Source organism: Streptomyces sp. NPDC004629 (genome assembly GCF_042873595.1).
Lineage (GTDB): Bacteria > Actinomycetota > Actinomycetes > Streptomycetales > Streptomycetaceae > Streptomyces.
In genome coordinates this window covers 291,221-313,152 of record NZ_JBIALO010000008.1, presented here as the reverse complement: position 1 = coordinate 313,152, position 21,932 = coordinate 291,221, and the positions used below count along the sequence as shown (strand labels likewise).

The 21,932-nt window shown below is 72.0% G+C and carries 18 protein-coding genes; 12 read left to right on the top strand and 6 right to left on the bottom strand.

The window, feature by feature from the left end; translation table 11 throughout:
* Positions 1-47: 47 nt before the first annotated feature.
* Entirely contained in the window at positions 48-1,001 is a 954-nt protein-coding gene (locus tag ACFYTE_RS15160; RefSeq protein WP_388709624.1) for a methionyl-tRNA formyltransferase, read from the bottom strand.
* A gap of 53 nt (positions 1,002-1,054) precedes the next feature.
* Between ACFYTE_RS15160 and ACFYTE_RS15155 the strand changes: the two genes are divergently transcribed.
* Positions 1,055-2,410, top strand: a complete 1,356-nt coding sequence (locus ACFYTE_RS15155; protein WP_388709622.1) for a lysine N(6)-hydroxylase/L-ornithine N(5)-oxygenase family protein — start codon at positions 1,055-1,057, stop codon at positions 2,408-2,410.
* A gap of 31 nt (positions 2,411-2,441) precedes the next feature.
* On the opposite strand, the gene ACFYTE_RS15150 is transcribed toward ACFYTE_RS15155, so the two are convergent.
* Both ACFYTE_RS15150 and ACFYTE_RS15145 read right to left on the bottom strand, forming a co-directional pair.
* Positions 2,442-4,295, bottom strand: coding sequence for an isochorismatase family protein (locus ACFYTE_RS15150; RefSeq protein ID WP_388709620.1), 1,854 nt, complete (start codon positions 4,293-4,295; stop codon positions 2,442-2,444).
* 186 nt (positions 4,296-4,481) lie between these two features.
* Positions 4,482-5,996 carry an amidohydrolase gene (locus ACFYTE_RS15145; RefSeq protein WP_388709683.1) on the bottom strand — a complete coding sequence of 505 codons (1,515 nt, stop codon included), beginning with the start codon at positions 5,994-5,996 and terminating at the stop codon, positions 4,482-4,484.
* Between the two features lie 332 nt (positions 5,997-6,328).
* Between ACFYTE_RS15145 and ACFYTE_RS15140 the strand changes: the two genes are divergently transcribed.
* Positions 6,329-6,919: a DUF6529 family protein gene (locus ACFYTE_RS15140; RefSeq protein WP_388709619.1), complete on the top strand. Its 591-nt coding sequence runs from the start codon at positions 6,329-6,331 to the stop codon at positions 6,917-6,919.
* 40 nt (positions 6,920-6,959) lie between these two features.
* On the opposite strand, the gene ACFYTE_RS15135 is transcribed toward ACFYTE_RS15140, so the two are convergent.
* Positions 6,960-7,604: an AAA family ATPase gene (locus tag ACFYTE_RS15135; RefSeq protein ID WP_388709617.1), complete on the bottom strand. Its 645-nt coding sequence runs from the start codon at positions 7,602-7,604 to the stop codon at positions 6,960-6,962.
* A gap of 275 nt (positions 7,605-7,879) precedes the next feature.
* On the opposite strand from ACFYTE_RS15135, the gene ACFYTE_RS15130 reads away from it, so the two are divergent.
* From ACFYTE_RS15130 to ACFYTE_RS15110, 5 genes are all read left to right on the top strand, one after another.
* Complete coding sequence (locus ACFYTE_RS15130; protein ID WP_388709615.1) at positions 7,880-9,703, top strand: protein kinase; 1,824 nt, start codon at positions 7,880-7,882, stop codon at positions 9,701-9,703.
* A gap of 99 nt (positions 9,704-9,802) precedes the next feature.
* Complete coding sequence (locus ACFYTE_RS15125) at positions 9,803-10,243, top strand: XRE family transcriptional regulator (protein WP_388709613.1); 441 nt, start codon at positions 9,803-9,805, stop codon at positions 10,241-10,243.
* A 97-nt stretch (positions 10,244-10,340) separates the two neighbouring features.
* On the top strand, positions 10,341-10,856 hold the full coding sequence (locus tag ACFYTE_RS15120) for a ParH-like protein (RefSeq protein ID WP_388709611.1): 516 nt from the start codon (positions 10,341-10,343) through the stop codon (positions 10,854-10,856).
* A complete protein-coding gene (locus tag ACFYTE_RS15115) occupies positions 10,853-12,073 on the top strand; it encodes an MAB_1171c family putative transporter (RefSeq protein ID WP_388709609.1) in 1,221 nt (406 codons plus the stop codon). Before ACFYTE_RS15120 ends, ACFYTE_RS15115 begins: the two co-directional genes overlap by 4 nt.
* 91 nt (positions 12,074-12,164) lie before the next feature.
* Entirely contained in the window at positions 12,165-12,782 is a 618-nt protein-coding gene (locus ACFYTE_RS15110) for a TOPRIM nucleotidyl transferase/hydrolase domain-containing protein (RefSeq protein WP_388709607.1), read from the top strand.
* A gap of 47 nt (positions 12,783-12,829) precedes the next feature.
* Here the strand turns inward: ACFYTE_RS15110 and ACFYTE_RS15105 are convergent, their stop codons facing one another.
* Entirely contained in the window at positions 12,830-13,717 is an 888-nt protein-coding gene (locus ACFYTE_RS15105) for a helix-turn-helix transcriptional regulator (RefSeq protein WP_388709605.1), read from the bottom strand.
* Between the two features lie 266 nt (positions 13,718-13,983).
* Between ACFYTE_RS15105 and ACFYTE_RS15100 the strand changes: the two genes are divergently transcribed.
* Positions 13,984-15,000, top strand: a complete 1,017-nt coding sequence (locus ACFYTE_RS15100; RefSeq protein WP_388709603.1) for a zinc-dependent alcohol dehydrogenase family protein — start codon at positions 13,984-13,986, stop codon at positions 14,998-15,000.
* Positions 15,001-15,024: 24 nt separating this feature from the next.
* A complete protein-coding gene (locus tag ACFYTE_RS15095) occupies positions 15,025-15,435 on the top strand; it encodes a cupin domain-containing protein (protein ID WP_388709601.1) in 411 nt (136 codons plus the stop codon).
* Between the two features lie 25 nt (positions 15,436-15,460).
* Here the strand turns inward: ACFYTE_RS15095 and ACFYTE_RS15090 are convergent, their stop codons facing one another.
* Positions 15,461-17,434, bottom strand: coding sequence for a helix-turn-helix domain-containing protein (locus tag ACFYTE_RS15090; RefSeq protein WP_388709599.1), 1,974 nt, complete (start codon positions 17,432-17,434; stop codon positions 15,461-15,463).
* 223 nt (positions 17,435-17,657) lie between these two features.
* On the opposite strand from ACFYTE_RS15090, the gene ACFYTE_RS15085 reads away from it, so the two are divergent.
* The 3 genes from ACFYTE_RS15085 (at position 17,658) to ACFYTE_RS15075 (ending at position 21,897) form a co-directional block, all read left to right on the top strand.
* Positions 17,658-18,161 carry an ATP-binding protein gene (locus tag ACFYTE_RS15085; RefSeq protein ID WP_388709597.1) on the top strand — a complete coding sequence of 168 codons (504 nt, stop codon included), beginning with the start codon at positions 17,658-17,660 and terminating at the stop codon, positions 18,159-18,161.
* 350 nt (positions 18,162-18,511) lie between these two features.
* The gene (locus ACFYTE_RS15080; protein ID WP_388709595.1) at positions 18,512-19,786 is read left to right on the top strand and encodes a hydroxymethylglutaryl-CoA reductase, degradative; all 1,275 of its coding nucleotides are present in this window, start codon (positions 18,512-18,514) and stop codon (positions 19,784-19,786) included.
* Between the two features lie 50 nt (positions 19,787-19,836).
* Positions 19,837-21,897, top strand: a complete 2,061-nt coding sequence (locus ACFYTE_RS15075; RefSeq protein ID WP_388709593.1) for a hydantoinase/oxoprolinase family protein — start codon at positions 19,837-19,839, stop codon at positions 21,895-21,897.
* The last annotated feature ends 35 nt before the right edge of the window (positions 21,898-21,932 follow it).

Genomic DNA, 21,932 nt, shown 5'->3' with positions numbered 1-21,932 from the left:
TGGGCGCCCCTCGGGAGGGGCGCCCGGTGCCCGGTGTCACGGCATGCCTAGGGGTGGGATGTGAGATAGCCGCCCATCGTGCGGAAGTGCTCCGTCGCGGGCAGTTCTGTCCCGTCCTCGGTGCGCACGCGCTTGACGAGCAGGCCGCGGCGGCGTCCGGTGTGGGCGTCGGCGCCCGCCACGACGACCACGCCGTCGCCCTCGCGGATGAAGATCCGGCCCGGTGTGCCGCCGTAGTGCCCCTCGGAGACTTCGGCCTGCACGATCCTCAGGCGCTCGCCCCGGTGGAACGTGTACGCGTTCGGATACGGGTCCGACTGGGCCCGGACGAGGCGTTCCAGGCGCTCGGCCGGCCAGGTCCAGTCGATCCGGCTGTCCTCCAGGGACCGCTTGTGGAAGAAGCTCGCCCGGCTGCGGTCCTGGGGCTGCCAGTGTCCGGCGTCCTTGCCGGAGGCGATCAGGTCGAGCGACTCGCGCACGATCGGGGCGATCAGGTCGACGGTCCGGTGGAACAGGTCGGTCGCGGTGTCCGTGGGGCCGACCGCCACCGAGCGCTGCACCAGGATGTCCCCTGCGTCGAGTTCGCCGTTCATGCGGTGCGCGGTGACGCCGACACGTGGCTCGCCGTTGATGAGCGCCCAGATGATCGGCGAGAAGCCGGCGTAGGAGGGCAGCAGCGAGTCGTGGATGTTGAGCGTGCCGTGCGGGGGCAGATCGAACAGCTTGGGCGGCAGCCAGGTCCGCCAGTTGTTGGCGACGATGATGTCCGGCGCGGACTCCCGCAGGACGGCGAGGAGTTCGGGGTCGTCGGGGCGGTTGCGCAGCAGGACCGGGACGTCGTTCTTCTCGGCGAGTTCGGCGACGTCGTCGTCCCAGATCTTCTCGTAGGCGTGGTCGCTCTTGGGGTGCGTGACCACGAGGACGACCTCGTGGTCCGAGTCCAGCAAGGCCTGGAGCGTGCGATGACCCCAGGTCTGATAGCCGAACATGGCGACGCGCATGCGGTTCTCCCCTCCGGCGGCTCCGTTGCAAGGTTAGGCTAACCTTATCTAACATGTGGCTGCCTGAGGGAGGCGATGCCACGGTGAAGTCACCGCTCAAGGGAACTGACACCACCTATGACGTCCTCGGAATCGGTTTCGGGCCGTCAAATCTGGCGCTGGCCATAGCAGTTGAGGAACACAACGCGCGGCTTCCACCGGACGGACGACTCAATGCCCTCTTCCTCGAACGCCAGCCGAGCTTCGGCTGGCACCGGGGCATGCTGATCGGCGACGCCACGATGCAGGTGTCCTTCCTGAAGGACCTTGTCACGCTGCGCGATCCGTCCAGCGACTTCAGCTTCCTGTACTTCCTGCGCGAACGCGGCCGGCTGACCGACTTCCTGAACCAGAAGACGCTGTTCCCGCTGCGCGCCGAGTTCCACGAGTACTTCGAGTGGGCGGCCGAACGCCTCGGTCACCTGGTGGCCTACGACCATGTGGTGACCGCCGTCCGGCCGGTGCGCGACGACTCCGGCGCGGTCACCTGCTTCGACGTCGTCTGCCGGGATCCCGGCCGGCCCGGCCGCACGCTCAGCTACCGCGCCCGCGACATCAGCGTCGCGATCGGCCTGGAACCCCATCTGCCACCCGGCGTCGAACTGACCGAACGGGTCTGGCACAACAGCCAGTTACTGCCACGGGTAGCCGAACTCACCGCCGCCGGCCCGCCGGTGCGCCGGGCGGTGGTCCTGGGCGCCGGACAGAGCGCGGCCGAGACCGTCGACTACCTGCACCGCTCCTTCCCGGAGGCGGAGGTGTGCGCGGTGTTCGCCAAATACGGCTACACCCCCGCCGACGACAGCCCGTTCGCCAACCGGATCTTCGACCCGGAGGCGGTGGACGTCTACTTCGAGGCGCCCTCCGAGGTGAAACAGTCCCTCCTCGACTACCACCGCTCCACCAATTACTCCGTCGTCGACATGGAGCTCATCGAGGCCCTGTATGCCACCGCGTATCAGGAGAAGGTGGCCGGCCGCGAGCGGCTGCGCTTCCTCAACGTCTCGCGGATCCGCGACATCCGCACCCGCCCCGAGGGAACGCTCGACATCCGTGTCGAGTTTCTGCCGACCGGAGAGCAACAGGTGCTGGAGGCCGACGTGCTGGTGAACGCCACCGGCTACCGGCCACGTGACCTCGGGCCGCTGCTCGGCGAGGCGGCCAAGGTGTGTCTGCGGGACGACGGGGACGCGCTGCGCGTCGACCGCGACCACCGGGTGGAGACCGCACCCGACGTCACCGCCGGGATCTACCTCCAGGGCAGTACCGAGCACACCCATGGGCTCACCTCGACACTGCTGTCGACGACGGCGGTCCGCGCGGGCGAGATCCACCGGTCGCTGGTGGCCCGGCGCGTGGCCGCTCGCTGACCACGCGCCCCGCGCACCGGGTGGCGCCGGCTCAGACGGCTTCGGCCTCCGCCTGGCCGGCGTCGAACACCGCCGACACCCGGTCCGCGGCGGTCACCGCCCCGCAGGTGTCCGCCACCCACTCCAGCGCGAACGCGTGGTTGCCCGCGGACACATCGGCCACCGCGTCGGCGACCACGAAAGCCTCCAGGTCCCGCGCCCGGGCGTCGGCGGCCGTCAGCAGGACGTCGGTCCGGGCGTAGAGACCGAGGACCACCACCTGGTCCCGCTCCTGTTCCCTTAACCTGCTGTCCAGCCGGGTCCCGGCGAACGCGCTGTGGGTACGGGCGGTGAGCACGGTGTCCCCGGTCTGCGGCTCCACCCGGGTGACGAAGGCATCGGTCGCCGCGCCCGCCGCGGGTCCGGTCAGCCGCGCGTAGGGCAGCGGACCGCGTCCGGTGGTCCTGCGTGCGGTGGCCGGCACCGCGTGGATGACCGGCACCCCGGCCGCCCGCGCTGCGTCGATCAGCCGGCCGGCGTTGGCGAGGAGTTCGGCGACCGGCGCGGCCCGCTGCTCCAGCGGGTGCACGAACCGGGTCCGGAGATTGAGCACCACCAGCGCGGACCGGGCGGCCTCCAGGGTCCAGCCCGTCCGATCGGCGGGCAGCATCGCGGGGGTGGGCATGACGTAGGGGAGCGTCGGGGGTGTCATCTCGGTCTGCCCTTCTGGAGCGTGCGGACGGGTTTTCCGGCTGTGCGGGGCGGGGTTCCGGCGGCCGACGCGAGTTGTCGTGTCCTGGCCGGCCGGCGCCGCCGGACCCCGTACGACGACCAGCAGGCCCGCCTCCGTCGCCCGGGCGGTCGCCCCGGTGCGATGGAAGCCGTCGGTCGTGAAGTGGCGGGCGTCGTGCCCGGGGGAGCGCCAGTAGCGGCGGATCGTGCCGGGACCCCGGCTGAGCAGCCACCCCTCGGTACCGGCCGGAACCTCCCGGTCCCGGTGGTCGACGACCCGCAGTTCGTGCTCGGGGCAGACGGCGCCCATCCGACCGGTCACGGCCGCCTCCGTGCCGTCCTGCGGGCGGGTCGCGGCGACCAGCCCCTCCGCCGTGCCGAAGACCTGCCGCAGCGCGCAGCCGAGCGCGGGCAGCACCCGCCGCGCCACCCGCTCGTCGAAACCACCGCCGTTCACCACCAGCGTCCGCAGGCTGCTCAGGTCGTAGGCGGTGACGGCCGCCGTCGCGGCCCACCGGCCGGCGAGTGGCGCGGACAGCACGGTGTGCGTCACACGCTCGGCGGCGACCACCCGGAAGGCGCTGTCCGGGTCGGCCCGCGCGCCGAGCACCACCCGGCCCCCGGCGCACAGCACGGCCAGCCAGTCCAGCAACCCCGGTACCCCGACCGGAAGTTCGGGATGGGTCACGAGATGGACGGTGTCCTCGTCGAGGTCCAGGACGGCGGCCCGCTGCGACACGGTGCGGACGACTTCGGCGTCGTCGAGCGGTGCCAGCCGGGGGACGCCGACCTCGTCGCCGGCGAACTGGAGCAGGGCGGGGCCGTCAACCTCGTACGACACGTCGGCCCCGGCGAAGCGGCGCACGGACCGGGCCATCGGCTCGGGCACCGCCGGCGGCACCACCACAGGCACCGCGCCGAGCCGGAACAGGGCCAGGACCTCCTCGAACAGCCGTGGTGAGCCGGGGAGTCGCAGCACGACCCGGCCGCCGGCGCGGACGCCTCGGGCCGCTAGGGCGGCCGTGCGGTGCTCGACACGTTCGTCCAGTTCCCCGTAGGTCCACCGCGCGCCGCTGTCGTCGGCATCGACGAGCGCCATCCGTTCGGGATGTCGTTCCGCCCGCGCGCGGAACAGGTCATCGAGTGTGGTGTGCCTGGATGCGTCGGTGCTCACTGGTCGGTCCCCTCGCGGTCATGGCCCGGGGAGCGCGGGGGCCGGTGGCGAGGGGATGGCGAGTGGCCCGACTCCTCCACGGCACGGCTTCCCGGCCGGGCGTGATACTTAGGGTAGCCTCACCTAAGTATTCCTGTCGCCCTCTGTGGAAACGGAACGCGGGGTGTCGCGATACCGGACGTGCCGTCAGACCGGCCCGTGGGTCCAGCGCCCGCCCAGCAGTGTGGCGTGCACCGGCATCGTGCGGAGCGTGCGCGCATCGGCGTCGATCGGGTCCACGTCGACGACGACCAGATCCGCCGGATCGCCGACCCGGATCAGGGAACGGCCGAGTGCCGACGCGGCGAGCGCCGCCCGCACCGGCACCCGCTGCTCCGGATGCCACGCCGGCCGGCCGTCGTCGGTACGGTGCACCGCCGCCGCGATGCCCGTCCATGGGTCGAGCGGCGAGACGGGCGCGTCCGAGCCGAACTCCAGGGCGGCTCCGGCCGCCAGCAGATCGGCGTAGGGGTAGGCGCGCCCGGTGCGTCCCGCCCAGTGGCGGTCCGCCACATCGCGGTCGTCGGTCGCGTGCGCCGGCTGTACCCCCACCGTGACGCCCAGCTCCGCGAACCGGGGTACGTCGGTGGCCGTCAGCAACTGCGCGTGCTCGATCCGGCCCCGGCAGCGCACCGCCGCGAACGCGTCCAGCGCGAGCGTGTTGGCGCGGTCGCCGATCGCGTGCACCGCGGGCTCGATGCCGTGCGCGGAGGACCACCGCATCAGCCGCACCAGTTCCTCGTACGACGTCTGCTCGATGCCGTACGCCTCCGCGCTGCCCTCCAGGCCGGGGTACGGGTCGCAGCACAGGGCGGTACGGGTGTTGAGGGAGCCGTCCGTGAACAGCTTGAGCGGTCCGACCCGCACCAGCCCGCCGGTCCCGGGCAGTCGGTGGCCCGTGCGCAACCCGCGCGACACGACCGCCTCCAGGTGCCGCGGATACACGGCCGCCCGCACCCGCACATCGAGCGGCGCGTGTGCGGCGCGGCGGCTCCAGTCGGCGACGTTGTCGGAGAAGTGGAAGTCGATGATCCCGGTGACCCCGCGCGCCGCCGCGTCCCGGCAGGCCTGTGCGACCCAGCGGTCGAGGACGTCGGCGGGCACCTCGGGAAGCGCGCGCATCGCCTCGAAGCACTCGTGCTCACGCAGCACGCCCGTCGGATGGTCACCCCGTCCGACCAGTGCGAGACCCGCCGAGTTCAGCCAGGCCGCATGCAGATCGGCGCTGAGCAGTGCCACCGGCCGGTCCGGGCAGACCGCGTCCAGCAGCGCCTTGTCGGGCACGTCCGGCCACAGCCCGTCCCGGAACCCCTGCCCCGTCAGCACCTCGCCCGAGGACAGGTCTGCGGCGTACGGCCGCAACGCTTCGGCCGCCGCCCGCGCCGACTCCAGGCCGGACAGGTCCACGCGCCGCCGGTTGCCGGCCCACTGGGCCATATGCACATGTGCGTCCCACAGCCCCGGGAGCACTGTCCGTCCGTCCAGGTCGAGCGCCGGGCCGCCGAGGTCGTCCGCCGCCGAGACGGCGACGATCCGGCCGTCGGCGATCCGCAGCGCACACACCGGGCCGCGCGGCCCCAGCCGCACACCGGTCAGCGTCAGACCGGGGTCGGCGCAATCGGAGGGGTCCGTGCCGGGGGACAGTTCGTCGAGGCTCGTCATCGCGACTCCAGTCGTGAGGTCATGGCCCTGGTGCGAGGCGGTGCCCATCAGCGCGAGATGCGTGAACCGCTGCGGGAGAGCGCCCCGTTGCTCGCCAGTGTGGCTGATCCCCTCGGCGTACGGGACCGTGCCGCCGCCATGAGCCGTCCGGTCCAACCGCTCTCCCCGTCCGGGTACATGCAGGCGCGCCGACTGGAGCCCGCGGGGACGCTTCGTACGTAGTGGCGAAGTCTGCCCGCAACGACTGGAGCGCCCGTTGGAAACCCTCGCCTCGCGACCGTCCCGATCGACCTGCGCCCCCTGGTGTGCCGTCCGCCTCCAGGGCGGCGGACTTGAGCGCCGGGACCGCTGATCACATGGACGGCGCCGCTCCCCCTGCCACCCACCGACGGCTCCACGGCCTCCTGTGGCTGCTCCTGCCGGTGGCGGTGACGGCCGGCCTGTACTGGTTCGGCCGGGCACACATCCCCGACTACCACAGCAGTCTCTTCGGGCAGCGCGGCAACGGTGCCAGAGGGCTCAAAGCCCGACTCGGCTCGGCGCTCCTGTGCCTGGCGCTGATTCAGCTGCTGCTCGCTCTGTGGATGTACGGCATCCTGCCCGCACTGCGCACCGCATCACACCGGGTGCACACCACGCACCGCGCCATCGGCCTGACCGCCTTCCTCCTCTCCCTCCCGATCGCCTGGCACTGCATCACCGCCTACGGCGTCCGGCTGACCAGCACCCGCGTGGCAGTGCACTCGCTCACCGGCTGCTTCCTCTACGGGGCCTTCGTCGCCAAAGTCATCGTGGTCCGCCACCGCGGCTGGCCCGGCTGGGCGCTTCCGCTGGCCGGCGGCGTCCTCGTCACCGCGATCGCCCTGCTCTGGTACGCCGCCGCCTTCTGGTACCTGAACGGCTTTTGGGCCCCCGGCCTGTGACATCGAGCGACGGCAGGGGCAAGGCAGCCCGGCCCGGCGGCTAACCGCCCGCCGTCGGCCCGGGGCATGATCCGTCGCGAGTGGACGCCCGGACGAAGCCGGCGATGTCCGGCAGGCCCGGCCGACAGCCGTCCGAGGTGTCCACGGTCAGCGTGGGGACGTCCAGGGAGATCGGCACGAAGGAATCGGGGGAGCGTGCTCCGGCGGCGATCGCTGCGAGCAGTTCGTGGTCGGCGTGGGCGGCCCGGTGCGGGTCCTCCTTGACGCGCTGGACGATGCGGTCGTGGGCGACGGGGGCCGCGGCGGTGCAGAGAACGACGCGGACGTCGGCGAGGGCGGTGAGCGGTTCCAGGTTCGGCCGCCACAGCCGGTCCTGGAAGGCCGCTTCGGCGACGAGCGTGACCCCGGCCTCCAGGAGCACCTTCAGCACGCCGAAGAACGCTTCGAGAGTGGGGTGGTTGAGGGGATCGTCGCCGCCGCTGCGGTAGCCGGGGGTGGACAGGACCATGCCTTGCTTGATCTCGTCACGGATGATCGCGGGACATCCGAGGGTGCGGGCGAGTTCGCGGGCGAGCGTGGTCTTCCCCGTTCCGGGACTGCCGCTCACGACCACCAAGGTCGGCCTGCTCATCGAGTGTTCCCGCAGCGCGGCGTGGGTGGTTTCCCGTACGTGGCGTTGTCCCATTGCTCCAGGATGGAGGAGGCGCGGTGTTCTGCGCGAACCGGAGGCCGCGCGGGACGGCGAGGTGGCGGCGCCGACCCATGCCCGCCGGGCCGGCCTCGCGGTGCGCCTTGTGTGCGGGGTGCTCCGGCCCGCCGGTCGCCCACCCCCCCCGGGATATGAACTGATATGAATGAGTCACATGGTGGGGTAAGCTGAGGCGAACTTGCGGGGTGTCAGGTGTGCTTGGGCGCAGTGGTCCGCCCTGCCGTGCCCCCGAGTACCGCCCGGAGAAGTCCATGAAGAGTCTGGACCCTGAGGATCCGCCGGCCATCGGCGGCTACCCGCTGCTGGCGAGGCTCGGAGCCGGCGGCATGGGGCAGGTGTTCCTTTCCCGTACGGCGTCCGGACGGCCGCTCGCGCTGAAGACCGTGCGGGCCGAGTTCGGCGTGGACCCGGCCTTCGAGGAGCGGTTCGCCCGCGAGATAGCCAGCAGCGACCAGGTGCGTTCGCCGTGGACGGTGGCGGTCGTCGACTACAGCCCCGCGGGCCGGCGGCCACAGTGGCTGGCCACGGAGTACATAGCCGCGCCTTCCCTCGCCGAATGGGTGGAGCGGCACGGTCCACTGCCCGAGCCCGTCGTCCGGGCCCTGGCGGCGGAACTCGCCGAGGGACTGCGGGCGGTGCACCGGGCGGGCCTCGCCCATCGCGACGTGAAGCCGTCCAACGTGCTGCTCGCCCACCGAAACCCGCTGCTCATCGATTTCGGCATCGCCCGGGCCGCCGACGACACCAGGCACACCCGGACCGGCGGAGTCATCGGCTCGCCCGGATTCATGGCCCCGGAGCAGGCGGCCGGAGAGGCCTCGGCCGGGCCCGGCGACATCTTCGCGCTGGGGGCGGTGCTGGTGTACGCGGCCACCGGATCGGGGCCCTTCCTGCGACCGGGTGAGGACCCGTCGGCGGCACAGTTGCTGTACCGGATCGTGTACGAGCAGCCGGTGCTGGACGGTGTGCCGTCGGCCCTCGTGCCGCTGCTGACCGCTTGCCTGCACAAGTCGCCGGCGGCCCGGCCCACCGCGCAGGCGCTGCTGGAGCGGCTGGGCGCGGGGCGGGACAGCTGGACCACCGCATTGCCGGCGGGCCTCGCCGCGGAGATCGCCGCACGGGAGGCCGAGCTGCGGCACCTGTTGGAAGGGCCGGTTCCCGCCCCCGTGCCGGAGCACCCGGCGCCGACGGCCGGGTTCGGGCCGACGAACGGTTTCGGGCCCCCGAACGGGTTCGGCCCCCCGACCGGGTCCGGGTCCCCGGCCGGTTTCGGGTCTCCGACCGGGTCCGGGTCTCCGACCGGTTTCGGGTCTCCGACCGGTTTCGGGTCTCCGACCGGGTCCGGGTCCCCGGCCGGGTTCGGGCCCCCGACCGGTTTCGGCGAAGCCGAAGCGCCGACTCCGTACGGGACGCCCCTCTCGCATCGGCCGTCGACCGCGTACGCCTCCCATCCGGGGCCACCGGCCCCGACCGATCCGCGTCCCGCGCCCACCGGCCCGGTGCCCGGCCGGCGCCGGGTGCGGCGCGGCACGGTGGTCGCGGTCACAGGCGTCGTCGCGGTCGTGGCCGCCGTCGTCGCACTCATGTGGCCGGGCGGCTTCGGCACCAGCGACGACACCGACGGCACACGTGACACCTCACCCTCTCCGTCTCCGTCCCGCCACACCGCGACGGACGCCCTGCCCGCGTCCTGGATCGGCACCTGGAAGGGCGCCGGTCCCGGCAGCAGCTCCGGTGACGGCGTGGTCAACTCCCGCACGACCCAGGTGTCGGTGACCCTGTCGCTGCACACCGCACGCCGGGGGGACATCGCGGGCAGACAGGTCAGCCACATCACCGACGCCGGCAGCGGCCGGGACATCGGGTGCACCGAGACGCTGCGCCTGACGGAGACGCACGCGACGACGATGGTCTTCGAAGCGGCCACGAGCACTCCCACGGATCCGTCGGCGGGAGTGCTGTGTGTGCGGGGCAACGTCTACACCCTGACGAAGACCGGCGCCGACACCCTGACCCTGGGGGACGAGGGCGGCCAGGCGGCGGGAGCCCCCTCCCGGCTGACCCGCTCGTCCTGACACCGGGCTGACCCCCACCCCCCGGCATCAGCTAGGGTGAAGAACTGACCGGGCCCCGCTCCATGTGGGCTGGTCCGACGTGCAGAGAGGAGGCTGAACGTGACCGATGCCGATCGGTCCTCGCCGACGACTCTCGCGGACAAGATCGACGCGTTGTTCCGCATAGTACGACGCCCCAACCGCGAGCAGTTCAGCCATGAGGAGGTCGCCCGCGCGTGCCGGGAGGCGACCGGGGAGAGCTTCTCCGCCACCTATGTGTGGCAGTTGCGGACGGGCCGTCGGGACAACCCCACCAAGCGGCACCTCGAAGCCCTCGCCCAGTTCTTCGACGTGCCGGTCGCCTACTTCTTCGACGACGACCAGGGGGCGGCCATCGCCAAGGAACTGGAACTGCTGGGGGCCCTGCGGGACGCCGGGGTCCGGAGCGTCGCGCTGCGCGCGGTCAACCTCTCTCCGGAGGGTGTGAACACGATCAGCGACATGATCGATGTCCTCGCCCGGCGGGAGGGTGCCGCAGGCGGCGACCAGACCGACCGCTGACCTGGACCGGCGGCCACACAGCGACCACGGGGAAGAGGAACAGCCGGTGCGCAGCGGTGGGAGCAACAAGCGTCTGCTACAACGATGTCGGCGACTGGTGGACGGCCTCGACCTGCCGACCCCGTTCGACACGGCCGAGTTCATCGGCATACTGGCACGCACCCGCGGCCGGCCGATCGAACTCGTACCGGTTGCGGCCCGCCCGCACCTTCCGTGCGGGCTGCTCGTCACGACCGACCGTGCCGACCGCATTCTCTACCCCGCGGACACCACGCCCCTGCACCAGCGGCACATACAGCTGCACGAGGTCGCGCACCTCCTGTGCGGTCACCGCGAGACATCCCCCGCGGCTGCCTCCGCCGCTCAGGTCCTGCTGCCGCACCTGCCCGCCTCGCTGGTCCAGCGCGTCCTCGGGCGCACCGTCTACACCGAGCCGCAGGAGGAAGAAGCCGAGCTTGTGGCATCCCTCATCCTGAACCGCGCCGCACAGCGCGTTCGCACGGGCACGGCCCTGCCGTCGCCGGCCGGTCCGGAAGAGGTCCGGCTCCGCTCCCTGTTCGGCTCCCCGGAGCACCGGGACGGGGACCGGCCGGCCCGCCGGCGGCGCATGTGACGGACCTGACCGCGTGTCTCGCCGCCCTGGTCTTTCTGGTGTTCGCGGTCCACCGACTCGCCATCAGCCGCCGGGGGAGAACGGATCCCGCCCAGCGTGACGTGGCCGGATTCGCGCTGTGCGCGGGCACGGCGATGCTGCTCAACGCCCCGGCGGTGCTGAGCGTTCTGGACCGCGTCCTCCCCTCGCCCGACGGCGAACTACTGGTCGCCAACCAGCTGAAGGCCGCCGCCGCGGCATTTCTCTCCCTGGTGGCGCAGGCCCTCGATCCACAGGGGCCCAGACCGGTGTCGGCACCGCGACGGCGTCGGATCCGCGCCGCCGTGCTCGTCCAGCTCACGGCGCTCGGCCTGTTCCTCGGTGCGGGCATCACCGAGTCCGGCACGGCGGCCGTGGCCGCGCCCGGCCGGGGCTGGGCCCTCGCCGCGTACAACGTGCTGTTCACCGCCTACCTCTGCTGGTGTCTGTACGTCCTCGAACGCGCTCTGATCCGTCAGTCCCGACGCACCCCGCCCGGCTCGCTGCGTACGGGCCTGAGACTGGCCACGCTGGCCACGGTCATCGCCGCCGTATGGGCGTTGTGGGCCCTGGACGACGTCGCGGAGAACGTCACCCGCGGGCGGCAGGGCCTGGACGAGGACCTCATGTCCACGACGCTCGGGATGGTCACCGCGGTCCTCGCCGCCGCAGGCGCCACCGCCACCCTGTGGGGCGACCGGATCGCCGCCCCGCTCCGCCGGCTGCGCGCCCGCCGCACCCACCAAAGGCTCGCTCCTCTGTGGTCGGCGCTCTATGCCGAGGTGCCGGAAATCGCGCTGGACCCGGACGCTGCCGCCCGGCGTCCCGGTCTGCGCCGGGCGGACTTCGCCCTGTACCGCAGGGTCATCGAGATCCGGGACGGCAATCTGGCCCTGCGCCCCTACCAGCGCCCCGAGGCGGTCAACTGGGCCACGGAGGCGCTGAGTCGTTCGGCACTCGCGGGCCCCGACCGGCAAGCCGTCTTCGAGGCCGCGCTGATCGCCGCTGCGCTGGAGAGCAAGCGGGCCGGGACACCGCCCACCGGCACGCCGGACCAGGGGGGCCTGACACCCACGGTGGTCCTGGAGACCGTCGAGGACGAGGCGGCCTGGCTGGTCCGCGTCACCCGCGCCTTCACCCGTTCCGGGATCGTCGACGACGTCCGCGACCGAATCCGGACCCAGGTCACGACGGGCTGAACCGGCCCCCGCAAGACGACCGCTCACCGCCGATCGACGTACCGGCGGAAATTCCCTCGCGCCGTGGCCGCAACCGGCACAGACTCGTCTCATGGCTGACATGGGGGCGTTCCGGGACGCGGTCACCGCGTGGGCGGCGGGTGGTCCCGGCGATACCGCGCACGAGCTGGCCGCGCGGCTCACCGTCCGGGCGACGGTCCTGCTCGAAGGGCCGAGCGATGTCGCGGCGGTCGACGCGCTGGCAGCGAGCCGCGGCCGGAACCTGGCGGCCGAAGGGGTCTGCGTCCTGCCGATCGGCGGTGCGATGAGCGTCGGGCGCTATGCCCCGCTGCTCGGTCCTCCCGGCCTGGGCCTGCGCCTGACGGGACTGTGCGACGAGGCGGAGCGCCCCTACTACGCCCGCGGCTTCGAACGGGCCGGTGCGGCACAGCACGGCTTCTTCGTCTGCGCGGCGGACCTGGAGGACGAACTCATCCGCGCGCTGGGCGTGAGACGGGTGGAGGAGCTGGTCCGGGAGGAGGGCGACCTGCGTGCCCTGCGGACCTTTCTGCGTCAGCCCGCACAGCAGGGCCGCGCCCCGCAGCAGCAGTTCAGGCGCTTCCTCGGAACGAAGAAGGGACGCAAGATCCACTACGGCCGTGTGCTCGTCGAGGCCCTCGATCCCGACCGCGTCCCGGCTCCACTCGACGCCCTGCTCACCACCCTCTGACCGCTGGGCGACGCCGGAGACCAGAGCCTCGGGTCGCCGGCCCGGGTTCAGGCGGTGGAGTGGTGCGTGGCCGGGCCGGTCGCCTCGGTGGCGGCCAGGGAGGCGAGCAGCCGCAGTCCTTCTTCGCTGGGTGAGCCGGGCTCGGCGGTGTAGATGGTCATGTTGAGTCCGGGTTCGGCGGCCAGGTCCAGGGACTCGTAGGCGAGAGTGAGGCTGCCGACCGCCGGATGGCAGAACCGCTTGGTGCCGGTCCCGTGCCGGCGGACGTTGTGGGCGCCCCAGCGGGAGCGGAAGTCCTTGCTGCGGGTGGACAGCTCCCCGATGAGATCGTGCAGGTCCTTGTCGTAGGGGTCGCGGCCGGCCTCGCGGCGCAGGATGGCCACCGCCATGTCACCGAACAGCTCCCAGTCGGGGTAGAACCGGCGGGCGGCCGGGTCGAGGAAGGTGAAGCGGGCAAGGTTGCCCTGGTTGTCGGCGCCGGCGAAGAGGTCGGTGTAGAAGGCGCGGGCGAGTGGGTTGGCGGCGAGGATGTCCATCCGTCCGTTGCACACGACCGCAGGCCCCGCTGTGATCGCGTCCAGGGTCCACTGCAGGCTGCGGTGCGGGGTCCACGGCCGGTTGGCGCGGCGCCGGGGGCGGGTGAGGGCGTCGAAGCCGTCGGCGGCCTGGGCCAGGTGAAGGAGGTGGGCGCGTTCGGCGTCGTCCAGCTGGAGAGCGCGGGCGACGGCTTCGAGGACGGCCGGGGAGACACCGGCGAGGCTGCCCCGCTCCAGCTTCGCGTAGTATTCCACGCTCATGTCGGCCAGCGCGGCGACCTCGCTCCTGCGCAGCCCCGGTACGCGGCGCCGGGACCCGGCGGGCAGCCCGGCCCGCTCCGGGGTGATCTTCGCTCGCCGCGAGGTCAGGAACTCGCGGACCTCCTCACGGTTGTCCATACCCCCGACCGTACGGCGTGCGGGACGCGGGAGCCATGTACCGGCAGTACACCCTTCACCGGTAACTCGCTGACCGCCGCAAGAGCCGGTTACCTGGGGAACAGGTACTCCCCGAGCGGCGCAGCCGCCCCGCGGAGGGTGCCCGACCGGGCGGTGCGTCGAGGGCGACGGCGCCCCTGACACGCACCGCGGCCCGAACCCGCACCCGGCCGCGGCGGTCCCACCGACCGTCCGAGGCCCACCTCGACCATGTAAGGACGTCCCTCATGCGCGGAGCAGTGATCCACGCCCCCGGCGATGTGCGCTTCGAGACACGTGACGACCCCGAGATCGTCAAGTCGACCGATGCCGTCATCCGCACGGCCGTCACCTGTGTGTGCGGCTCCGACCTGTGGCCCTGGCGCGGCCTGGACGCGACCGACGGGGCGCACCCGATGGGCCATGAGTACGTCGGCTTCGTGGAGGAGGTCGGCAGCGAGGTCACCGCGGTCAAGCCGGGCCAGTTCGTCGTCGGCTCCTTCGCCACCTCGGACAACACCTGCGCCAACTGTCGCAACGGCTTCCAGTCCAACTGTCTGAACCGTGAGTTCCTGAGCACCTGCCAGGCCGAGTACGTGCGCATCCCGAACGCCCAGGGCACCCTGGTCGCCACCGACGAGGTGCCGGCCGAGGAGTTCTGGCCCGGCCTGCTGGCCGTCTCCGACGTGATGGGCACGGGCTGGTACGCCGCCGACGCCGCCGAGGTCAGGCCCGGCGCCACCGCCGTGGTGGTCGGCGACGGAGCGGTCGGGCTGTGCGCGGTGATCGCGGCCAAGGAGATGGGAGCGGAACGGATCATCGCGATGAGCCGCCACGAGAGCCGCCAGAGGCTCGCCCGGGAGTTCGGCGCCACGGACATCGTCACCGAGCGCGGCGATGCGGGCGTCGCCCGGATCAAGGACCTCACCGACGGGATCGGTGCCGACGCGGTGCTGGAGTGCGTCGGCACCGCCCAGGCCATGCGGCAGGCCCTGCGGGCGGCGCGGCCCGGTGGCAACGTCGGCTTCGTCGGCGTGCCCCACGAGGTGGCGATCGACGGGCAGGAACTGTTCTTCTCCCATGTCGGCCTGCGCGGCGGACCGGCTCCCGTACGCCGCTACCTGCCCGACCTGATCGACCGCGTCCTGACCGGCCGGATCAACCCGGGCAAGGTCTTCGACCTCACCCTGCCCCTGGAGAAGGTCGCCGAGGGCTACCGGGCCATGGACGAGCGCCGCGCCATCAAGACCCTCCTCAAGCCCTGAACACCCGCCGGACAAGGAACGAACGTGCAGATCACCCGAAGCTCGATCAACACCGTCAAGGGCCCCCTCGACTGGTTCACCGGTGACGTCTATATCGACGCCGTCGCCGCCGCACCCGCGCCGTCCCGGCTCAGCGCCAATCTGGTGCACTTCATGCCTGGCGCGCGCACCCACTGGCACCGCCACCCGCTGAGCCAGACCGTGTTCGTCACCGAAGGGATCGGCCTGTGCCGGCGCCGGGGCGGACCGATCGAGGTCATCCGGCCCGGCGACCGCGTCCTGTTCGAGGCCGACGAGGAGCACTGGCACGGCGCCGCGCCGAACCGGCTGATGGTCCACCTCGCCATCAACGAGAGCGACGCCGGCCACGACGTCGTGCACTGGCTGACCCCCGTCACCGACGAGGAGTACGCCGCCGCCCCGCCCACCGACTGACACCGGTCCGCACACCCAGGTCCCGTCAGGGCCGGCGCAGTGGGTGTGAGGTGCCCAGAAGGGCTTCCGAGAGGGTGTGCAGCCGCACCGCCACCGAGATACGGAAGAACGTCTCCGGCTCCCGCCATGTGTCGCCGAGCAGTTGGGTGACCCTGTCGAGCCGCTGCAGCACGGTATTGCTGTGCACGCCCATCAGGCGCGCGGTGCGGGCAGGGCTCGCGTTGCAGTCCACGAAGCTGTGCAGGGTGGCGAGCAGGTCGGTTCCCCGTTCGGCGTCCCAGCGCCGGACGGGGCCGATGGTGCGATCGATGAACTCCCGTACGCTGCTGGGGTCGTGGGCGAACAGGGTCGTGTACGGCAGATAGGCGTCGGCCGCCACCGCCGCCGCCTCGATGCCGAGGGCGGTCAGCACCCGGCTGCAGTCCCGAGCCGCCGAGAAACGGGCACTCAGTTCGTCCAGGCTCTCCGTGCAGGGCGCGGCCACGGTCAGCACCTCGCGCACACCCGTACCGGCACACACCCGGTCGCGGACGGCGGTCGCGGCACGTTGCGGGTCGCTCTCCGGTACGACGAGCGTGACCACGCCGTCCACTTCGCCCGCCAGGCCGGACGGCGCCGCCACCGTCTGCGCGGCCCGCAGTGCCGCACGGCGCTGTTCGGGTGTCACCACGGTGATGACGACGGTGCGCAGGTCGTCCGGGCGCAGTCTGCGGGCGCGCAGCCGGGCGGGCAGGCTCGCGTGGCGCCGGACGTCGGGACTGACCAGGTCGCCGAGAAGTTCACCGCGCACATGGTCCTCGGCGTAGAGCACCGCATCCTGTTTCAGGGTGAGGAGCGCGGTGATCTGTGCGGCGCGCTCGATGGTCCGCTGCTCCACCGCGCCGAGTTCGACCGTGCCGTCACCGATGAGGAGGCCGCCGAGCATCATGTCTCCGGCGAGTACGGCGACCGCGGCATGGAACCCGCCGGTCGGCGGGTTCAGCGCGGTGCAGCGCCCGGAGCGCAGGCTGTCCGTGATCGCCGACCGGACGGCGGGCGGGTCGATCGCCGAGGCCGTGCTTCGGTCGTCGGATGCGGCGAGCACGGCGTAGGTCTCGTCGAGGATGACCACCGGCCTCTCCAGCGCCGCTCCCAGAGTGCGCGCGACATCCGCGGCGCCGCCTCCGCGCAGCACCGCGGCGGTCAGTTCCTCGTGCACCCGGCTGGCGCGTTCCATCGCCTCGACGTGGTCGGCGAGCGCGTCGTAGGCGCGTTGTGTCTCGGCGGCCGCGTCGCGGGCCTGGGTGAGCAGACGAGCCGATTGCAGCACGACGGCGACGTTGTCGGCGAAGGCCGACAGCAGCGAGACCTCTTCCGGGGAGAAGGCGTGCTCGCTGCGATTGGCGGCGAACAGCACTCCGAGGACCCGGCCGCCGGCGATCAGCGGGACGCCCAGGATGGAGACGAGGCCCTCGGCGCGGACGGCGCGGTCGATACTGTCGACATGGGGCACGTCGCGCATCTGTTCGTAGCGTGCGGTCCACTGCGGAGCGCGGGACTCGACGACCTTGCTGGCCAGGCCGATATGGGGCGGCACCCGCAATTTCTGGAAGGAGGGGGCCACCGCCCCGGCGGTGGAACGCACCCGCAGCTCGCAGGTGGTCTCGTCGAACTCGGACAGGTAGGTGACATCGGTGCCGGCCAGGTCGTGGGCGCGCCGCACCAGCCGGGTGATCAGCAGATCCACGTCGTGCAGTTCGGCGAGTTCGCGTGCGCTGGAGAACAGAGCGGCCAGCTCCTGCCCGCGCCGGTGCAACCGGGCCATCGCGCCCTGGAGTTCACGGACCCGGCGGCCCACCTGGGTGGCCGTGGCGGTGTCGAGACGCTCGGTCAGCAGCAGGTCCGTCACGGCGTCGGGCTCGTCCGGGCGGCCCTTCGCGGCGAGATCGAGCAGGTCCAGGACAGCGGCCACCGAGACTCCGTCCTGCGGTGCCGGTTCGGTGTTCCGGGGTACTCCCACACGCACCATCCTGTGTGAATCATCCACTGAGAACTCTGCCCTGTGTGCTCACGGTACATGGTCGCCCTCACATGGCGTACCTAGAGTCTGAGGTGTGACAGCGACGTCATCCCATGAACACCTGCTGGTCACGAAGCCGTGCCTCAGTGCCCGGTTCCCCCCTCGGCCGCAGCGCGACTCTTCCGGCGTTCCGACAGACCCTTCACCGCAGGACATGATCACGATGGATGAACAGCCACTCCAGTCCGCCCTCCGCCGCCGAAGCGGCGGGACCGTGCCCCAGCAGCGCTCCGCCGTGTGCGCCATGGCCGTGGAGACCCGGGCGGTCCCCGCTATGCGGGCCTTCGCCCGCGACATGGCGACACAGTGGGGGGCACCCGCGGAGACCGTCGACGCACTGCGTGTGATCGCCACGGAGCTGGTCACCAACAGCGTGCTGCACAGCGGAAGCTCCGAAGTGAGCCTGCTGGTGACGGTCGCCGACGCCACGGCGGCCGTCGAGGTCAAGGACATCGGCAGGTGGCGGGAACGGTGCCGTGGCGTGGGGATGCCCGACCAGATGGTGGACGGGCGGGGGCTGCGCCTGGTCCACGCATTCTCCACGACATGCCGGGTGCAGCGGAGCCCGCAGGGCACGGCCGTCCGCGCCGAGCTGCGGATTCCGCTTCCCGCTCCGCGAGGACGCCCCTGGGACCTGCCCGGTCGCCGGTCGCCGACCGGGGGATGACACGGCCCGGCCGGATCACCCAGGGACAACCCCGCCGGACACCCCGGCGATCCCGGCGCCCGCTCGGCGCGCCGGCGCCGGGACACGCCCGCGCGCCGGACGGAGCCACGACGACCGACGAGCCGATGCGGGGCCGCCCTCGCCACGCCCGGCAGCACCGTCACCGCCGCCCCGGGCCGGGCACCGGTGCTCTCCCGCCGGCCGGAACGCTTCTGCCCGGCCGCCGGATGAGCCACGGCCGCGACACCCGGCGGCCTCTCGACCGCCGAGCCCCGGGCGCCATGCCGCCGCTCGCCCCTTTTGCCGGGCCTGTCTCCCCTTGAGGCTCGTAACTGAAAACAGGAGGACCCATGGCAGTCAACAGCAGGCTTTCCGGCATGAAGGACCTGTCGATCAGCGAGCGCCGCGCCCGCATCGCGCAGAGCGCCGCGACCGACCCGGAGAGCCTGAAGGTGCTCGACCCCGAGCACGGCCTCACCCTGGAGCAGGCCGACCACATGGTCGAGAACGCCATCGGTGTCCTCGGCGTCCCGCTGGGCGTGGCCACCAACTTCACCGTCAACGGCCGCGACTATCTGATCCCCATGGCCACCGAGGAGCCATCCGTGATCGCCGCGGCCGCCAACGCCGCCCGCATCGCCCGCGTCACCGGCGGATTCGCCACCTCGACCACGCAACCGCTCATGCGGGCGCAGATCCAGATCCTGGACGTCGCCGATCCGCACACCGCCCGGCTACGGCTGCTCGAAGCACGGGACGAGCTCATCGCGCTCGCTGACGCACAGGACCCTCAGCTGCTGCGGTTCGGCGGCGGCGTCCGCGACGTGGACGTGCACCTGGTCGACGCTCCTGAAGACACCTACGTGGTGCTGCACCTGATCGTGGACGTACGCGACGCGATGGGCGCCAACGCCGTCAACACCATGGCCGAGGCGATCGCCGGGCGGGTCGGGGAGATCGCCCAGGGGCGCACGCTGCTGCGGATCCTCAGCAACAAGGCCGACCTGCGGCTGTGCCGGGCCCGTGCCGTGTTCGACGCCGACACGCTCGGCGGGCCGGAGGTGGTCGACGACATCGTGCACGCCGCCGCCCTGGCCGAGGCAGACCCGTACCGGGCCGCCACCCACAACAAGGGGATCATGAACGGTGTCAGCGCGGTCGTGCTGGCCACCGGCAACGACACCCGCGCCGTCGAAGCCGGTGCCCACTCGCACGCGATCGGCCGGTACGGCAGATACACGTCCCTGTCGCACTTCGAGAAGGACTCCGACGGCAATCTGGTCGGGGCCCTGGAACTGCCGATGGCGGTCGGCCTGGTCGGCGGGGCCACCAAGGTGCACCCGGTCGCACGGGCCGCCGTGGCCCTGCTCGGCGTCACCACGGCCCGTGAGCTGGGCGAAGTCATCACCGCCGTCGGCCTGGCCCAGAACCTCGCCGCGGTACGGGCCCTGGCCACCGAGGGCATCCAGCGCGGTCACATGTCGCTGCACGCCCGCAACATCGCCGTCACCGCCGGCGCCACCCCCGAGGAACTGCCGCTCGTGGTCGCCCGGCTGATCACCGACCGGGTCGTGCGCGCCGACCACGCCGAAAAAGTCCTCGCCGAGCTGCGCGGCGAACACTGACGTCGCGCCTCGCCGCCCGCACTTTCCTCAGCCAAGGGAGACACTGAAACATGGCACTACATGTGGGTATCGATGTCGGTGGCACCTTCACCGACGCGGTCGCGGTCCTCGACGACCGCACGGTGCGCGGGAAGGCGTTCTCCACGAAGGACGTCACCACCGGCATCCTGGGTGCGCTGTCCGTGCTGCAGGAACGCGCGGGCCTGTCCGAGGCGGAGTTCTACCGGGCCGTCGACCGGTTCGTGCTCGGCAACACGATCGTCACCAACGCGGTCGACGAGCAGAAGTACGCCACCGTGGCGCTCCTGACGACGCAGGGGTTCCGCGACACGATGCGGATCGCCCGGTCGGCGCGGACCGACGAGCGCGACCCGCACAAGATGCTGCCACCGCCCGGCATCGTGGAGCGCAGCCGCGTCATCGAGGTCGCCGAACGCGTCGATGCACACGGTGACGTCCTCGTACCGCTGCGGGCGGAGGCCGTCGCCGCCGCGGTGGACGCCGCGCTCGCCACGGGTGCGCAGGCCATCGCCGTGTGTCTGCTGTGGTCGTTCCGCAACCCCGCCCACGAGCAGGCCATCGGCCGGTACCTGCGGGAGAACCACCCGGATGTTCCCTTCACCCTTTCCAGCAGCCTGACACCGGTCTACCGCGAGTACGAGCGCATGGTCACCACGGCGCTCGACGCCGCGGTCAAACCACTCGTCGCCTCGCACTTCGACCACCTCGCCGAGGAGCTGCGCGCCCGGGGCCTGCGTGCCCGTGTACAGATCATGCAGGTCCACGGCGGGTTCCTGTCGGTCGAGGAGACGAGCAAGGCGCCGATCTCCATGTTCAACTCCGGGCCGGTCGGCGGTGTCACCGGCGCCCGTCTGCTCGGGCAGCAACTGGGCAGGCGCCGGGTGCTGACCGCCGACATGGGGGGCACCAGCCTGGATGCCGCCGCCATCATGGACGACGAGTTCCGGCTGCTCTCGCGGGCCGAGATCGGCGGCCTGCCGACGAGTCTGACCGTCGTGGACATCGAGACGATCGGCGCCGGCGGTGGCAGCGCCGCCTGGGTGGACGGCCGTGGCCTGCTCCGGGTCGGTCCGCACAGCACGGGCTCCACCCCCGGTCCCGCCTGCTACGGCAAGGGCGGAACCCGCCCGGCCGTCACCGATGCCGCGCTCGTGCTCGGCCTGATCAACCCCGGCTACTACCTCGGCGGGACCGTCGAACTGTACGAGGACCTGGCTCGCGAGGCGCTGCGCGAACACGTCGCCGAGCCCCTCGGGCTGACCGAGGACGCCGCGGCCGAGGGCGTGTACCGCCTCGCCACCTCCCAGATGGCGAACGCGCTGCGCAAGATCACCGTCAACCGCGGCCATGACCCGCGGGAGTTCACCCTCGTCGGCTTCGGCGGCGCCTGCGGGCTGTTCGCCGCGAGCATCGCCGCCGAGATCGGTGTGACCGAACTCGTCATCCCCCGCAACGCCGCCGTGTTCTCGGCCTACGGACTCATGCACGCCGATTCCGTCTTCTCCGCCGTGCAGACCAGCCCCTGGACGATGCAGCAGCCGGCCGCCGACCTGGACCGCGAGTTCCAGGCCCTGGAACGGCGCGCGCGGGCGTGGTTCGAGACCGAGGGCATCCCCGAGGACCGGCGGGAGCTGTACCGGGAGGCCGACATGAAGTTCGTCGGCCAGATCTTCGAGGTCACCACGCGGCTCAAGGGCGGAACCTTCACCGAGGCGGACAAGGACGAACTGCGCGCGCGGTTCATCGCCGACTACGAGAGCGAGTTCGGGGCCGGGACGGCCTGGACCGAGACCGACATCCTGCTGGTCAACTCCCGGGTGCGGGCGATCGGCCGCAGCGACGTCCAGCAGGTACGGCAGGTCGCGGACGCCGATGGGGAAAGCCACGCACTGCTGCGCCGCACCGTCCTCGAACCGGCGACCGGGGCACGGACCGAGGTGGATGTGCACCGGGGCTTCGCCGCGTTGGCGCGGGCGAAGGGACCGTGCCTGCTGGAGGAGCCCGACACCACCGTCTATGTGCCCACCGGCGCGACGGTGGAGCTGACCGACGCCGGTCACTTCCTCATCCGACTTGAGTCGACCGTCTGAACCCCCGTCTGAACGCCACGGCCTCATCCAGGAGA

Excerpts from the sequence above, each read along its gene's own strand:
- ACFYTE_RS15160 (WP_388709624.1), bottom strand. The coding sequence starts at position 1,001 with ATGCGCGTCGCCATGTTCGGCTATCAGACCTGGGGTCATCGCACGCTC.
- ACFYTE_RS15155 (WP_388709622.1), top strand. The coding sequence starts at position 1,055 with ATGTGGCTGCCTGAGGGAGGCGATGCCACGGTGAAGTCACCGCTCAAG.
- ACFYTE_RS15145 (WP_388709683.1), bottom strand. The coding sequence starts at position 5,996 with ATGACGAGCCTCGACGAACTGTCCCCCGGCACGGACCCCTCCGATTGC.
- ACFYTE_RS15135 (WP_388709617.1), bottom strand. The coding sequence starts at position 7,604 with ATGGGACAACGCCACGTACGGGAAACCACCCACGCCGCGCTGCGGGAA.
- ACFYTE_RS15130 (WP_388709615.1), top strand. The coding sequence starts at position 7,880 with ATGAAGAGTCTGGACCCTGAGGATCCGCCGGCCATCGGCGGCTACCCG.
- ACFYTE_RS15110 (WP_388709607.1), top strand. The coding sequence starts at position 12,165 with ATGGCTGACATGGGGGCGTTCCGGGACGCGGTCACCGCGTGGGCGGCG.
- ACFYTE_RS15105 (WP_388709605.1), bottom strand. The coding sequence starts at position 13,717 with ATGGACAACCGTGAGGAGGTCCGCGAGTTCCTGACCTCGCGGCGAGCG.
- ACFYTE_RS15100 (WP_388709603.1), top strand. The coding sequence starts at position 13,984 with ATGCGCGGAGCAGTGATCCACGCCCCCGGCGATGTGCGCTTCGAGACA.
- ACFYTE_RS15085 (WP_388709597.1), top strand. The coding sequence starts at position 17,658 with ATGGATGAACAGCCACTCCAGTCCGCCCTCCGCCGCCGAAGCGGCGGG.
- ACFYTE_RS15080 (WP_388709595.1), top strand. The coding sequence starts at position 18,512 with ATGGCAGTCAACAGCAGGCTTTCCGGCATGAAGGACCTGTCGATCAGC.
- ACFYTE_RS15075 (WP_388709593.1), top strand. The coding sequence starts at position 19,837 with ATGGCACTACATGTGGGTATCGATGTCGGTGGCACCTTCACCGACGCG.